The 13,381-nt window shown below is 66.6% G+C and carries 15 protein-coding genes; 9 read left to right on the top strand and 6 right to left on the bottom strand.

Annotated features, from left to right (window positions below):
• Positions 1-126 precede the first annotated feature (126 nt).
• The 7 genes from ABD002_RS06450 to ABD002_RS06480 all read left to right on the top strand — a co-directional run bounded on the left by ABD002_RS06450 (position 127) and on the right by ABD002_RS06480 (position 5,499).
• Positions 127-501, top strand: coding sequence for a VOC family protein (locus tag ABD002_RS06450; protein WP_343788349.1), 375 nt, complete (start codon positions 127-129; stop codon positions 499-501).
• 87 nt (positions 502-588) lie between these two features.
• Entirely contained in the window at positions 589-1,080 is a 492-nt protein-coding gene (locus ABD002_RS06455) for a hypothetical protein (protein ID WP_343788351.1), read from the top strand.
• 31 nt (positions 1,081-1,111) lie between these two features.
• Positions 1,112-1,726, top strand: coding sequence for a DJ-1/PfpI family protein (locus tag ABD002_RS06460; RefSeq protein WP_343788353.1), 615 nt, complete (start codon positions 1,112-1,114; stop codon positions 1,724-1,726).
• 222 nt (positions 1,727-1,948) lie between these two features.
• The gene (locus tag ABD002_RS06465; protein WP_343788355.1) at positions 1,949-2,467 is read left to right on the top strand and encodes a cupin domain-containing protein; all 519 of its coding nucleotides are present in this window, start codon (positions 1,949-1,951) and stop codon (positions 2,465-2,467) included.
• A 27-nt stretch (positions 2,468-2,494) separates the two neighbouring features.
• Positions 2,495-2,908 carry a VOC family protein gene (locus ABD002_RS06470; protein ID WP_343788357.1) on the top strand — a complete coding sequence of 138 codons (414 nt, stop codon included), beginning with the start codon at positions 2,495-2,497 and terminating at the stop codon, positions 2,906-2,908.
• Between the two features lie 52 nt (positions 2,909-2,960).
• Positions 2,961-3,659, top strand: a complete 699-nt coding sequence (locus ABD002_RS06475) for a helix-turn-helix transcriptional regulator (RefSeq protein ID WP_343788359.1) — start codon at positions 2,961-2,963, stop codon at positions 3,657-3,659.
• A 100-nt stretch (positions 3,660-3,759) separates the two neighbouring features.
• Positions 3,760-5,499 (top strand): DUF885 domain-containing protein, encoded by a 1,740-nt coding sequence (locus ABD002_RS06480; protein WP_343788361.1) that lies wholly within the window; start codon positions 3,760-3,762, stop codon positions 5,497-5,499.
• Between the two features lie 48 nt (positions 5,500-5,547).
• Here the strand turns inward: ABD002_RS06480 and ABD002_RS06485 are convergent, their stop codons facing one another.
• The 4 genes from ABD002_RS06485 to ABD002_RS06500 all read right to left on the bottom strand — a co-directional run bounded on the left by ABD002_RS06485 (position 5,548) and on the right by ABD002_RS06500 (position 8,888).
• Entirely contained in the window at positions 5,548-5,958 is a 411-nt protein-coding gene (locus tag ABD002_RS06485; protein WP_343789378.1) for a VOC family protein, read from the bottom strand.
• 2 nt (positions 5,959-5,960) lie between these two features.
• The gene (locus ABD002_RS06490) at positions 5,961-6,668 is read right to left on the bottom strand and encodes a hypothetical protein (protein ID WP_343788363.1); all 708 of its coding nucleotides are present in this window, start codon (positions 6,666-6,668) and stop codon (positions 5,961-5,963) included.
• Positions 6,669-6,911: 243 nt separating this feature from the next.
• On the bottom strand, positions 6,912-7,805 hold the full coding sequence (gene phhA, locus ABD002_RS06495; protein WP_343788365.1) for a phenylalanine 4-monooxygenase: 894 nt from the start codon (positions 7,803-7,805) through the stop codon (positions 6,912-6,914).
• Positions 7,806-8,099: 294 nt separating this feature from the next.
• Positions 8,100-8,888: a rhomboid family intramembrane serine protease gene (locus ABD002_RS06500; RefSeq protein WP_343788367.1), complete on the bottom strand. Its 789-nt coding sequence runs from the start codon at positions 8,886-8,888 to the stop codon at positions 8,100-8,102.
• 216 nt (positions 8,889-9,104) lie between these two features.
• On the opposite strand from ABD002_RS06500, the gene ABD002_RS06505 reads away from it, so the two are divergent.
• Positions 9,105-10,313, top strand: a complete 1,209-nt coding sequence (locus ABD002_RS06505) for a GGDEF domain-containing protein (RefSeq protein WP_343788369.1) — start codon at positions 9,105-9,107, stop codon at positions 10,311-10,313.
• Positions 10,314-10,352: 39 nt separating this feature from the next.
• On the opposite strand, the gene ABD002_RS06510 is transcribed toward ABD002_RS06505, so the two are convergent.
• Complete coding sequence (locus tag ABD002_RS06510) at positions 10,353-11,312, bottom strand: TerC family protein (RefSeq protein ID WP_343788371.1); 960 nt, start codon at positions 11,310-11,312, stop codon at positions 10,353-10,355.
• Positions 11,313-11,617: 305 nt separating this feature from the next.
• On the opposite strand from ABD002_RS06510, the gene ABD002_RS06515 reads away from it, so the two are divergent.
• Positions 11,618-12,802 carry a class I SAM-dependent rRNA methyltransferase gene (locus tag ABD002_RS06515; RefSeq protein ID WP_343788373.1) on the top strand — a complete coding sequence of 395 codons (1,185 nt, stop codon included), beginning with the start codon at positions 11,618-11,620 and terminating at the stop codon, positions 12,800-12,802.
• 70 nt (positions 12,803-12,872) lie between these two features.
• Here the strand turns inward: ABD002_RS06515 and ABD002_RS06520 are convergent, their stop codons facing one another.
• A complete protein-coding gene (locus ABD002_RS06520) occupies positions 12,873-13,349 on the bottom strand; it encodes a CocE/NonD family hydrolase C-terminal non-catalytic domain-containing protein (RefSeq protein WP_343789381.1) in 477 nt (158 codons plus the stop codon).
• Positions 13,350-13,381 lie beyond the last annotated feature (32 nt).

The raw sequence follows: 13,381 nt of genomic DNA on the forward strand, positions 1-13,381 counted from the left end.
ATATACAGACCCGCGCATTGTCGCGGCTCGGCCAGAACCGCGCCAGCCTGCTGACATCAGGTTGGCAGCAGGTCCCGCGCATGATCTGCGGCGTGCGGTTCGCGCACGTCCTGCGAGGAGACTCCGATGTTGAATCCTAATGTCCCGGCCTGGTTCGAGATCCCGACCAGCGACCTCGACCGCGCCCAGCGTTTCTACGAGACCGTGCTCGACGTCGAGCTCGAGCGCGAGAATTTCGGCGGCGGCACGATGGCCGTCTTCCCCGGCGGCAACAAGCCGAACTCACGCGGCGCGCTGGTGCGCATGCCGCATTGCGAACCCTCGTTTCACGGCAGCACGATCTACCTCAGCCTCAGCGACATCCGCCCTGCGCTGGAGCGTGTCGCGCAACACGGCGGTGACGTGTTCGTGCCACGGACGGAGCTGCCCGACGGCATCGGCTTCTTCGCGCAGATCCGCGACAGCGAGGGCAACCGCGTCGGCTTGTGGTCGCCGGCGTGAACACGCGGCGGCGCTGCTCGCGCTACGCGCGGGCGGCGGCGCGCGGGATGATCCACATCTTCTTTTTTCACGGGAGACAACGACGCGATGAACGCGAGCGACGGCAGGCGCGACTTCGATTTCTACCACGGCCGCTGGCGGGTGCAGAACGAGCGCTTGAAGGAACGCCTGGTCGGCTCCACCGATTGGGAACATTTCGAGGCAACCCAGAAATGCCGCCCGATCCTCGGCGGTCTCGGCAACATCGACGACTTCGTGACCGACTGGAACCGTAGCGACAGCACTGGAAAGTTCGTCGGCATGACCCTGCGCCTGTTCAACCCGGCCACGCGCGAATGGAGCCTCTACTGGGCCAGCAATCGCGAAGGCTTGCTCGAGCCGCCGGTGGTGGGTCGCTTCGAGAACGGCGTCGGCACGTTCATCGGTGACGACCGGCACGACGGCAAGCTGGTGCTGGCGCGCTTCATCTGGTCGGAGATCCGGCCGGACAGCGCGAAGTGGCAGCAGGCCCTGTCGACGGATGGCGGCAGGACCTGGGAAACCAACTGGATCATGCGCATGAGCCGCCGGTCATCCTGACCGCGCGGACTGCGCAGCAACGGAGGTTGTTGTGCGAGACATCGTGTACTTCTTCGTTTTCGACGGCTTCGCCGACTGGGAGGCCGCGCTCGCGCTGTGCGAGATCCGCCGGCCGGGCGACTATCGCGTGCGCGCGGTCGGGATCGACCGCCGGCCCGTGCAGTCGATGGGTGGCCTGACCGTGCTGCCGGACCTCGCGCTGGATGACATCGACGACGCGCGTGCGGCGTTGCTGATCCTGCCCGGCGGCACAGCATGGGAGCGCGGCGAATACGCGGCCATCACCCGGACCGTGCAGCGCCTGCACGCGCAGGGAACCGCGATCGGAGCACTGTGCGGCGGCGTGCTCGCGCTCGCGCGCGCAGGCCTGCTCGATGCGCGCGAGCACACCGCGAACTACGCCGGCTACATCGAGACCTATGTACCGGAGTACACCGGCACCCACCGTTGCGATGCGTCGGCGCTCGCGCTCATGGATGACCGCGTGATCACCGCCGGCGGTATCGGCGGCATCGAGTTCGCCCGCGAGGTGATCCGTCTGCTGAACCTCTACGACGCACGCGACACCGAAGCCTGGTACCGGCTGTTCAAGCACGCGCAGCCGCCGCCGTGGCTTGCGCCCGCGATCGAGACGCTGGTCAATTGAAGGAGACACCCGATGCCATTGCTGCCACGTATCCTCACAATGTATGCATCGCTGCTTGCACGCGGCGCCCTGCTCGACGGCCTGTCGCTGCCCGTGACCACCAAGGATCCTTGCCACGACGAGTCCGCAGCACGGGCGCGGACGTGCCACGATCGGCATACATCCCCGCCGCAAGCCGTCACGGCCTGTGCGTCCCTGCCTGCCTGAATACCGGAGTCCCGCATGAATCGCCCCATCATCAACATCGCCGATCTCGACTACCAGGGTTTTCCCGGTGGGATTCCCGACCATGCGCGCGAACGCTTCGATGGGGCCCGCATCGGCCAGGCCGGCCGCGCGCTCGGCGCGCGCAAGCTCGGCTACAACGTGACAGTCGTCCCGCCCGGCAAGCGCGCGTTCCCGTTCCATTGCCATCGCATCAACGAGGAGATGTTCTTCGTGATCGAAGGCAGCGGCGAGATCCGCATCGGCGGCGCCGTGCACGCCATCCGCGCCGGCGACGTGATCGCCTGCCCACCGGGCGGTCCGGAATCCGCGCACCAGATCGTCAACACATCGGCGGACACGGAGCTGCGCTATCTCGCGGTCAGTACGCGCATCACACCCGAGATCTGCGAATACCCGGACTCCGGCAAGTTCGGCGTCGCCGCCGAGTTCGATCCGGACGCGGACGGCAAGCCGCAGATGTTCTATCACCTCGGCCGCCCCGGCGACTCGCTCGGTTACTGGGACGGCGAGTGACCGCGCGCACAACCCGGTGAGAACCCCATGAACACGAACACATCCCCAGCCTCACCGCGCCTCGGGCGCCTGACGCCGGTACTGGTCGTGGAGCGTGTCGAACCGAGCATCCGCTTCTGGATCGACCGCTTCGGTTTCACGGCCGCTAACGAGGTTCCGGGCCCCGACGGCAGCCTGGTCTTCGCGAGTGTCGAAAAGGACGGCATCGAGGTCATGGTGCAGACGCGCGCCAGCGTGATCGCCGAGCGCGCGGATGCCGCCGGCGAACTCGATGGTCACTCGATCGTGCTGTTCATCGAGGTCGACGACCTCGATGCGATCGAGCGCGCGATCGGCGACGCGCCGGTCGTCAAGCCGCGCCATCGCACGTTCTATGGCAGCCACGAGATCTACGTGCGCGAACCGGGTGGCAACGTGGTCGGTTTCGCGCAGTTCGGATGAATCCGATGGACATGCCTTTGCCAGCACGGCGCATGCAGGCGATCATGTCAGGATGCGCCGCGCCGACCGACTGTTCCTTATCATCCACGCCCTGCGTGGCCGCCGCACCGCATTGCCGGCGCGGCGACTCGCGGAAACGCTCAACGTTTCGCTGCGCACGGTCTACCGTGATGTCGCCGACCTGCAACTTTCCGGCGTACCGATCGAAGGCGAGGCCGGCATCGGCTACATGTTGCGCAAGGGCGCGGACATACCGCCGCTGATGTTCAACGCCGACGAACTCGAGGCACTGGTCGTCGGCACGCGGTTCGTGAAGGCGTTCGCGGGCAGCCGCCTCAACGCGAGCGCACAGGCCGCGCTGCTGAAGATCGAGGCGGTGCTGCCGCCGGAATTGCGCCAGCGCGCGATGCGCTCACGCATCTACGCGCCGGCGCGCTGGCACGAGGCGAAATCCGGCGCGATCGACCGCCTGCACGAAGCGATCGCCGGGCATCGCGTGCTACGCCTCGACTACCGCGACGAATCCAGCCGTGCCAGCGTGCGCGAAGTCGAGCCGCTGTGCCTCGCGTTCTGGGGCGGAGCCTGGACGCTCGGTGCCTGGTGCCGATTGCGCACCGACTTCCGCAATTTCCGCCCGGATCGCATTGCCTCGTTCGATCCCACCGGCGAGGTCTTCACCGAGACCGCCGAGCGCGGACTCTCGGCGTACCTGCGAGCAGCCGGCGGCGAGCCGGATGCGCTGGACCTGTAGCAACCCACAGGACTCTCGCTCCCCTCCGCCCCATCCATCGGCACTCCCGCACCGGCGTTTCGGTGCGATCATCGCGCTTTCCGCCTCGATGGAGATCGCAATGACCCGATGGTTCGCTGGCCTGCTGTGCGCGGGCATTGCCCTGAGCGCGCTGGCTCATGCCGACAGCCCTGACGACCGCTTCAAGGCGCTGTACTCGAAGGAGTGGAGTTGGCGCCAGCAGCAGTTCGGCGGTGTCGACGACGAGGATCACGAGTCGAATCCTCATGACGACCATCTGCCGGATGTCGGCGCGACCGCGCAGAACGCCCGGCTCGCGTACTGGAACGACGTGCTCAAGCAGCTCGACGCAATCCCGGCGAAGGAGCTGTCCGCCGAGAACCGGGTCAACCTCGCGGTGTACCGGCCGCAAATCGAGAACCTCGCCGCGGACATCCGCTTCCGCGGCTACGAAATGCCGTTCAACAGCGACTCGCAGTTCTGGTCCGATCTCGGATTCATGACGCGACGCCCGCTGAAGGATGCGCAGACCGCGCGCAATTACATCGCGAAGCTCGGCGACGTGCCGCGCTATTTCGACCAGCAGACCGCGAACATGCGCGCGGGCCTGAAACGTGGCTTCTCCGTGCCGCGCGCGGTGCTGGACGGGCGCGACGTCTCGATCGCGAGCTACGCCGAGGTCAAGTCGCCCGAGAACAGCGAGTTCTATGCGCCGCTGAAGAAGCTGCCGTCAACGATTCCAGCGGATGAGCAGGCCAAGCTGCGTGCGGACGCGACGCGCGCGATCCGCGAGCGCGTGATCCCCGCCTACGCGAAACTGCTGAAGTTCTTCCGCGAGGACTATGTCCCGCATGCACGCAAGACGCTCGCGGCCGAGGCGCTGCCGGATGGCAAGACCTACTACCGCCAGCAGATCAAGGAGTACACGACGCTCGACCTCGATCCCGAGGCGATCCATCAGATCGGCCTGAACGAAGTCGCACGCATCGATGCCCAGATGCAGGCGACGATGAAGGAAACCGGCTTCAAGGGCGACTTCCCGGCGTTCCTGCTGTTCCTGCGCACGGATCCGCAGTTCTACGCGAAGACGCCGGACGAGCTGCTGATGCGCGCGTCGTGGATCGCCAAGCAGGTCGATGCGAAGCTCGGTCAGTTCTTCGGCCTGCTGCCGCGCGGCCGCTTCGGCATCGAGCCGGTGCCGGCGGCGATCGCACCGTTCTGGACCGCCGGCCGCGGCGGCGCGCATACCTACTGGGTCAATACCTACGACTTGCCCTCGCGGCCGCTCTACAACCTGCCGGCGCTGACCCTGCACGAGTCCGCGCCGGGCCACGCGCTGCAAGGTGAGCTGTCCGAGGAGCACAAGGACCTGCCGGACTTCCGCAGCAAGAGCTACATCTCCGCGTATGGCGAAGGTTGGGCGCTGTACTGCGAGAAGCTCGGCAAGGAGATGGGCGTCTACCACACGCCCTACGAGGAATTCGGCCGCGAAACGTACGAGATGTGGCGCGCCGCGCGGCTCGTGATCGACACCGGCATCCACCACAAGGGCTGGACGCGCGAGCAGGCGATCCAGTATCTCGCTTCGCATGCAGCGCTCAGCCAGCACGAGGTCGAAACCGAAGTCGACCGCTACATCTCGTGGCCGGGCCAGGCGCTCAGCTACAAGCTCGGCGAGATCAGGATCGTCGAGCTGCGTGCGCATGCCGAGAAGGAACTCGGGCCGAAGTTCGACCTGCGCGCGTTCCACGACGCAGTGCTCGCCGAAGGCTCGGTGCCGCTGCCGCTGCTCGAGCAGCGCGTCGACGCGTGGATCGCCGCACGCAAGGCGAAAGGCTGACGACCGCTGCAACGAAGGCCTTGCGACCTTCCTGAAAGGCGATACCGGCTACGACGAGATCGCGATCTCGTCGTAGCCGCGATTCAGGAATTCGAGCAGGCAGAAACCGTGGCCGAACGGGTCGGCGAGCACGGCGATGCGACCCCAGTTCGCGGTGCGCGGTTCGCTTTCCAGTGTCGCTCCCGCCGCCAGGGCGCGAGCAAGAGCCGCATCGAGATCGCTGACGACGAAATCCAGATGCACCGGCGTCCAGTGGCGCCGGTAGTCGCGCGTCTGCATGGTCGCATCGCCGGCCGCGCTGCCGGCGGCCTTGCGCAGCAGATAGACCGGTGACGATGCACCCAGCAGCTCGACACCATCCGCGCCGAAACGCCGGCTGACGGTCAGGCCGAGCGCGCTCACGTAGAACGCTTCGGCGCGCGCGAGGTCGTCGACGTCGATGTTCGCGAGCAGGGTCAGCGTCACGGCGTGGCCGGACTATCCGGCTTCGGCGGCTTCTTCTTCGTCACAGGCCGGTGCGGCGGAGCGGATGCCTTCGACGCGTCCGCGTTCGACTGCTCCGCGCTCTTTTTCCATTCCTCGAGTATCGTCGCACGCGAGGCCGCCTGCGCGTCGGTGTTCGCCGGCGCGGTCGGCGCCTCGGGATTGCCGGTGTCGATGTAGCGCACCAGGCGCGCGACCTGCGCGCCGAGCACCTCATCGACCTTCGGCGCGAACGCGTCGAGGCCGCTGCTGCCGGCGCCGTTGACGCGGTATTCGACATCGAGCCGCGTCGCGCCATCGTCGCCACTGCGGATCCAGAAATTCAGGATGCCTTTCAACGCGAATTCCTGCAGCGGCCCGAGCGCGCTGTCCAAGCGCAGCAATTTGTCCGGCAACGCCATGATCACGTGGCCGTGTTCGACGCTGCCGCCGGGCCAGCGTTCGCAGAAGCAGCCGCCGGCCTCGGCTTTCAGGCTCAGGTTCTCGGCCTTGCCGGACCAGGTGTGCTCGCTGCTCCACCAGTGCTGGACCTGCGCGATGCCTGTCCAGGCTTTCGCCGGCGTCGCGGTGATGGGTTCAGAGAAGGTGACGAGGAAGCTGTCGGCGGCGGATTGCTTGACCTCGGCGTGAGCGTTGTCGCCAACGATCATCGCCAATAGGGCCATGCTCAATCGGAATGCTGCCATCGTCGGCTCCATCGGAGGTTTTTGAAGCCCTCTCCCCCCAAGCTCGCTTGGGGGAGGGGGTTGGGTGAGGGGGCGGGGCGGCGCACCGGAACCACGCCGTGATTCCAGCGTGGACTTCGAGCCATCGCGCTTCGCTGGTCCGAATTCGCAAGCTGCAACGTAACGTACTCGTGAAGCCCTGCCCCCTCACCCCGGCCCTCTCCCCCAACGAAGAAGCCATCGGGGGAGAGGGAGAAGAAGCCGTCAGACGTCGCCGTCCTTTGCCCAGCCCTCACCGGTGCCTCGGTTGAACACGGCATCCGTGGCGAGCACGTCGCCGGCCGGAATCGACGGCTGCTCCGCCAGCTCCGCATAGATCGGCCGGAAGTCCGGACGCGTCGCGTCCATCAGCTGGTCGAAGCTATCGATCACGAAATAGGTTTTCTGGTAGGTGTCGATGCGGTAGCGCGTCTTCATGATGCGCTTGAGGTCGAAGCCGATCCGGTTCGGCGCCGGCGATTCGAGGCAGTGGATCGACTCGCCCTTCGAGCTGACGATGCCGGAACCGTAGATGCGCAGGCCGTCGTCCTGGCGGATCAGGCCGAACTCGACCGTGTACCAGTACAGGCGCGTCAGGTTGACCAGCGCCTCGGCGCCGATGCCGTGCGCCTTCACGCCGCCCTTGCCGTAGGCTTCCATGTAGTCGGCGAACACCGGGTTCAGCAGCAGCGGCACATGGCCGAACAGGTCGTGGAACAGGTCCGGTTCGGCGAGGTAGTCGAGTTGTTCGGGCTTGCGGATCCACCAGGTCACCGGAAAGCGCCGGTTCGCGAGGTGGTCGAAGAACACGAGTTCGGGCAGCAGGCCCTCGACGCCGACCAGCTGCCAGCCGGTCGCCTTGGCCAGCACCTCGTTGAGATCGTCGAAACGCGGGATCGCGTTCGGCGCCATCTGGAAGCGTTCCTGGTTCTCGATGAATTCGCGGCAGGCGCGGCCCTTGAGGACCTCGCGCTGGCGCTGGAACAGCGTTGCCCAGGTTTGGTGGTCGGTGCGCGAATAGCTCGCCCACGGCTGCTCGACGACTGCGGTGGTGTAGACCGGCACATAGCCCTTGTCGGTCTGCTGGCGTTCGACGCGTTGGGGTTCGGAAGCGGTCATGACACGGTCTCGTGATCGATGGCGGACAGCTTAGCGCGGTTCGCGCAGCCCGCGCTTAATACCGGCTCGCCCCTCCGCGCTGCGCGCTGCGGGGCCGGCCCTGCGGCCGTCCTGAATCGCTCCCGGCGATCGGTGCTCGCCCCATCCGTGGGGCTCACCCCTCGCTGCGCTCGGGGCCGGCCCTGCGGCCGTCCTGAATCGCTCCCGGCGATCGGTGCTCGCCCCATCCATGGGGCTCACCCCTCGCTGCGCTCGGGGCCGGCCCTGCGGCCGTCCTGAATCGCTCCCGGCGATTCAGTGCACGGTCGGTGGCGGAGAGTCGCCTGGATCGCGCGGACGGAACTTGATCACGCGCCCGTGGCGGTCATCGGCCGGCGTGCGCTGCCAGAGCACCGGCACGTCGTGGGCGTGCGGCAGCTCCAGTTCGTCGTCCACCATGGCCGCCGTGGCGTCGTCGTCTTCCCAGCTGTAGCGCTTGCGCGGCGGCAGCGGATCGCGCGCATGCAGCAGGAACGCCGCGAGCACGCCGGCCAGCGCGCCAGCGAGGTGATATTCGAAGCTGACGTTCTGCTCGCGCGGCAGCACGCTGAGCAACATGCCGCCGTACAGGAAAAACACGACCAGCGAGGTGACCACGGCCAGGCGGTCGCGCCGGATCAGGCCCATCACGAACAGGAACAGCATCAGCCCGTGCGCGATCCCGCTCGCGCCGACGTGCACGGAATCGCGTGCGAACAGCCAGACGCCGAGGCCGGAAAGCACCCAGATCAGAGGCAAAGCCAGGCGCGCCGCGCGCGGGTAGCAGTACAGCGTCAGCGTCGCCAGCAGGGCCAGCGGCAGGGTGTTCGACATCAGGTGCTCGAACGAGGCATGCGCGAACGGTGCGGTCAGCACGCCGATCAGGCCGTGCAGGCGGCGCGGCTCGATGCCAAGGTCGTCCAACGACCAGCCGAGCAGCCAGGCCGCGATCCAGGCGATCCAGACCCCTGCCAGCAGCGCGGCGGCGCCGAGCACCGCATAGCGCACGCGCTGGCGATCGTGCGCCACCGCGGTGCGGGTCGGTTCCGGGATCGGGCGCGCCATGTCCATGGACGGATTGTGGGGTCGGCGCCAGCCGCCACAACCCCGCGGCAGGAACGACCGGCGCAGGGCTCGCCTACCGGTGAGCCCTGCCAAGGCTTACCATGGCAACCGCCGCGCATTCCTTGAGAGGGGGTCTGCCGCGCAGCGATCCCGAGGATGGTCCAGCAACGACTCGGCCTGGCGCACGCCAGCGTCGCAACGTCCACGCGAAACCGCATGCATTTCGATATCACCACCGCCATGATGGTCACCTCGCTGCTGACGTTCTGCGTTGGCGCGAGTCTGGCGTTTGCGTCGTCGCGCTATCCGCCGGCACTGCGCAGCGCGATGCGCGTCTGGATCGGCGGCCTGTTCCTGCAGACGCTCCCGCTGTTCGCGGTCGCGGTGCTCGGGACATCGCCCGGCGCGGGTGCGATCATCGTGCTGAACACGGTCTATGCGCTCGCCTACGCCGAAATGGGCCGCGCGCTGCATCTGTTCACCGGCCAGCGCCATCACGGCAGCCTGTCGATGCTGCTGGTCGGCGCCGTCGCGCTGATCTCGATCCTTTTCACCTACGCATGGCCGCAACCGGGCTGGCGCGTGGCGCTCACCGAGATCCCGATCGCCGCGTTGCAATTCATGGTCGCGCGCTCGATCCTGCGTCAGCCCAGGGCGTTGCGACCGGCCGATTACCTGACCGGCGGACTGTTCCTCGCCTGCACCGTGATCGCAGTGTCGCGCGGCATCGTCGAATTCCTCGGCCCCACGCTGATCGCTCCGGATTTGCGCGTCGCGATGGCGAGCATCGTGTTCGTGTTCAGCGCGATCCTGCCGACGATCGGCACGATCGGCTTCATGCTGATGTGCAGCGACCACCTCAGCGACGATCTCTCGCGCCTGGCGATGATCGATCCGCTGACCGGCGTCTACAACCGCCGCACGCTGGTCGGGCTCGCCGAGAAGGCGATCGGCGACGCACAGCGCGACGGCACGTCGTTTTCGCTGCTCGCGATCGACGTCGATCATTTCAAGAGCATCAACGACGACTACGGCCACGACACCGGCGACGAGGCGCTGTGCGGCGTGGTCACGCTGATGCGCGACGCGCTGCGCGCCGACCACGTGCTGAGCCGCATCGGCGGCGAGGAATTCGCGATCCTGCTGCCCGGATCGGGCGAAGCCGAAGCCTGCCTGACCGCGGAACGCGTGCGCCGGCATGTCGCCAACTCGCCGCTCTCGATCAACGGCTACACACTGGGCCTGCGCGTCTCGATCGGCGTGGCGACATTCGGTGCAGCCGTGCCCGATCTGTCCTCGCTGCTGCGCGCGGCGGACCGCGCGCTGTATGCCGCCAAGCGCGCCGGCCGCGACCGCACCATGGTGATGTCGCGGTTTGCCTGCGCGCCGGAATGCGTTTCGCCGCTCGATCCCCAGAAGGGGTGATCGGCGCATGCGGCAGCGCAAGCCGCCCGCGATCGCGGCTCAGGCCTGGTCGCGATCGCGCCGCGGCACATAGAGGCTGGCGCCGATCGATGCGGCGATCAGCAATGCGACCACCACCAGCGCGATGCCGATCGGAATCTTGTAGATTCCGGCGAGCAGCATCTTCGTGCCGACGAACAGCAGCACGGCTGCCAGACCATAGCCGAGCAGGTGGAAACGCTCGACCATCCCGGCGAGCAGGAAGAACAACGCGCGCAGGCCGAGCACGGCGAACACGTTCGAGGTCAGCACGACGAACGGATCCTCGGTGACCGCGAAGATCGCCGGGATCGAATCGACCGCGAAGATCACGTCGGTGACCGCGATCAGCACCATCACGACGAACAACGGCGTGTACCAGCGCCGGCCTTGTTCGACGACGCTGAGCGCGCTGCCGCGGAAGCCGTCGGTCAAGGCCAGCCGCGCACGCATCCAGCGCAGGACCGGGTTGTCGTCGAGCGCAGGCGCCTGGTTCGTCGCGAGCAGCATCTTCACGCCGGTGACGATCAGGAACAGGCCGAACACGTACAGGATCCAGTGGAACTCCGCGACCAGTTCCGCACCGACCAGGATCAGGATCGCGCGCAGCACGATCGCGCCGAGCACGCCGAGCATCAACGCACGCTGGCGCTGCTCGGCCGGCACCGCGAAGGAATTGAACACCGTCAGGAACACGAAGATGTTGTCGACCGCGAGCGCCTTCTCGACCACGTAGCCGGTCAGGAACTCGAGGCCGACCTCGTTCGCGACCGTGCGCCCCGCGTGCACGTCGAGCCACCACCACAGGCCAAGATTGAACGCGAGTGCGAGTCCGATCCAGGCGAAGCTCCAGTACAACGCCTCGCGGAATCCGACCCGATGCGCACCATTGCTCCTCAGCACGAGGAAATCGATGGCGAGTGCCACCACCACGACGGCGAGGAACGCCGCCCACATGCCGCTGGTTCCGATTGTGTGCATCGCCGTGCTCCGAAAACGCAAAACCCCGTGAGCCGAGGGCACACGGGGCCTGTGTTTTCACTGGGCACACCTTCGCCGTCGACGGCGAAGGTCTTGCTCGCGGATGCACCGAAATCGGCGATCCACCCACCGGACCGGGGCCTTGCGGCCCGTGTTGACGATCACGGCAGCGGGAGCTACTCCCCTTCTGCTGCGGTGACCATAACCGCACCCGGGCGCGCATGGCAAGGGCGCCCGCAGTGCTTCCGATGGCGCTGCGCCCGGCCTGCAGCGATCCCATGCGGCCGCTTCGCTATCATGTGCAGATGAATCGTGAACCTAAGGGCGTGCTGCCCCTGATCCAGCTCAAGACCGAACGCCGCTCGAACCACCCCTGGATCTTCCAGAAGATGGTCGAGAAGCCGGAACCGAAACCGAAACCCGGAACGGTCGTCGATATCGTCGATCGCGAAGGACACTTTGCCGGCCGCGGTTTCTACAACGGCCATTCGCGCATCGCGCTGCGCGTGCTGACCCAGGATCCTGACGAGGCGGTCGACGAGACGTTCTTCGCGCGCAAGATCGCCGAGGCGGTCGCGTTGCGCCGCGACCTGCTCAAGCTCGACGCGGTCACCGACGCGTACCGGCTGATCCATTCCGAGGGTGACGGCCTCTCGGGCCTGGTCGTGGACCGCTTCGCGAACACGCTGGTCGTCGAATACTTCTCGGCCGGCATGTTCAAGCAGCGCGACCTGATCCGACGCTGCCTGCTTGAGCACTACCCGGACGCAACGCTGTACGCGTTCGCCGAGGAACACGTGCAGAAGCAGGAAAGCTTCGATTGTGCGGTGCCGCCCTCGCCCGCGCCGACCGTGATCCACGAACACGGCGTGAAGTTCCATGCCGCGCCCGGCACCAAGCACAAGACCGGCTTCTTCGCCGACCAGCGCGACAACCGCAAGCTGCTGTCGGAGTTCTGCGCCGGCAAGCGCGTGCTCGACCTGTGCTGCAACTCCGGCGGCTTCGGCATCTACGCGAAGACGATCGGCGGCGCCGAGGAGGTCGTCGGCGTCGATCTCGACGAGGAGATCCTGGAGATCGCCGAGAAGAACGCGCGTCTGAACAAGGCGAAGATCCGTTTCGTGCAGGCCGACATCTTCCATTGGCTGCGCGACGCGGCGGCCAACAACGCGAAGCAGTTCGAGGTGGTCATCCTCGACCCGGCCAAGATGACCCGTGATCGCGAACAGGTGATCCCGGCGCTGAAGAAGTACCTCGACATGAACAAGCTCGCGCTCGGCGCGGTCAAGCCGGGCGGGATCCTGCTGACCTGTTCGTGCACGGGACTCGTCAGCGAAGACCAGTTCCTCGACATGCTGCGCCGCGCCGCGTTCTACGCGAACCGCACGGTGCAGGTGCTGAAGGTCACCGGCGCCGGTCCGGACCATCCGTGGCAGGCGCATGTGCCGGAATCGCGCTATCTCAAGGCCGCGTTCTGTCGCGTGGAATGAAGAGCGCCGACGCAGGATGAATCGCGGCGAATCCGTTCGCTGCGACCAACAGTGAATTCCGATCCGTTCTTCAGTGACTTGCGCCTGCGGGTGATACGGCAATCGGCAAATAGACGGCGCTCGGATGCGCGCTGTCGTGGTAGAGCTTCACGTTCACCGTTCGCGCGTCTTTGCCGGATTCTTCGGCAACGATGCCTCCGGCGTTGTAATTCTTCTCCATGTACTTCGAATTCGCCGGCCCGATCGCGAGCCGGAGTCGGCTGCCTTTGGCGACGCGTCGCGCGATGAAGTTGAATCCGTCGAAGTCGTAGCGCTCGACGGCGCCCGGTTTCACGAGGATCGGCTCGCGCAAGCTCTTGCGATAGCGGGCGCGCAGCATGTCCTGCGTCAACAGCGCGCTGCTGCCGCCCGCCTTGATCTCGTAGATGAACACGGCGATATCGGTGTCCGGCTGATCGAGCGCGATCCACGCCGAGAACTTGAAGAATCCGGCCAGCTCGGCGTCCTGCTTGAAAGCCGGGGTGTGATAGACGAGCAGCGCCCGGATTCCTAGACGACCGCTTCCGCAGACAAGGGCGG

Source organism: Dokdonella soli (genome assembly GCF_039523175.1).
GTDB classification, from domain to species: domain Bacteria; phylum Pseudomonadota; class Gammaproteobacteria; order Xanthomonadales; family Rhodanobacteraceae; genus Dokdonella_A; species Dokdonella_A soli.

What these genes read in the sequence shown, in the direction of transcription:
- ABD002_RS06450 (WP_343788349.1), top strand. Translation starts at nt 127, where the DNA reads ATGTTGAATCCTAATGTCCCGGCCTGGTTCGAGATCCCGACCAGCGAC.
- ABD002_RS06455 (WP_343788351.1), top strand. Translation starts at nt 589, where the DNA reads ATGAACGCGAGCGACGGCAGGCGCGACTTCGATTTCTACCACGGCCGC.
- ABD002_RS06465 (WP_343788355.1), top strand. Translation starts at nt 1,949, where the DNA reads ATGAATCGCCCCATCATCAACATCGCCGATCTCGACTACCAGGGTTTT.
- ABD002_RS06470 (WP_343788357.1), top strand. Translation starts at nt 2,495, where the DNA reads ATGAACACGAACACATCCCCAGCCTCACCGCGCCTCGGGCGCCTGACG.
- ABD002_RS06475 (WP_343788359.1), top strand. Translation starts at nt 2,961, where the DNA reads ATGCGCCGCGCCGACCGACTGTTCCTTATCATCCACGCCCTGCGTGGC.
- ABD002_RS06480 (WP_343788361.1), top strand. Translation starts at nt 3,760, where the DNA reads ATGACCCGATGGTTCGCTGGCCTGCTGTGCGCGGGCATTGCCCTGAGC.
- ABD002_RS06490 (WP_343788363.1), bottom strand. Translation starts at nt 6,668, where the DNA reads ATGGCAGCATTCCGATTGAGCATGGCCCTATTGGCGATGATCGTTGGC.
- phhA (WP_343788365.1), bottom strand. Translation starts at nt 7,805, where the DNA reads ATGACCGCTTCCGAACCCCAACGCGTCGAACGCCAGCAGACCGACAAG.
- ABD002_RS06500 (WP_343788367.1), bottom strand. Translation starts at nt 8,888, where the DNA reads ATGGCGCGCCCGATCCCGGAACCGACCCGCACCGCGGTGGCGCACGAT.
- ABD002_RS06505 (WP_343788369.1), top strand. Translation starts at nt 9,105, where the DNA reads ATGCATTTCGATATCACCACCGCCATGATGGTCACCTCGCTGCTGACG.
- ABD002_RS06510 (WP_343788371.1), bottom strand. Translation starts at nt 11,312, where the DNA reads ATGCACACAATCGGAACCAGCGGCATGTGGGCGGCGTTCCTCGCCGTC.
- ABD002_RS06515 (WP_343788373.1), top strand. Translation starts at nt 11,618, where the DNA reads ATGAATCGTGAACCTAAGGGCGTGCTGCCCCTGATCCAGCTCAAGACC.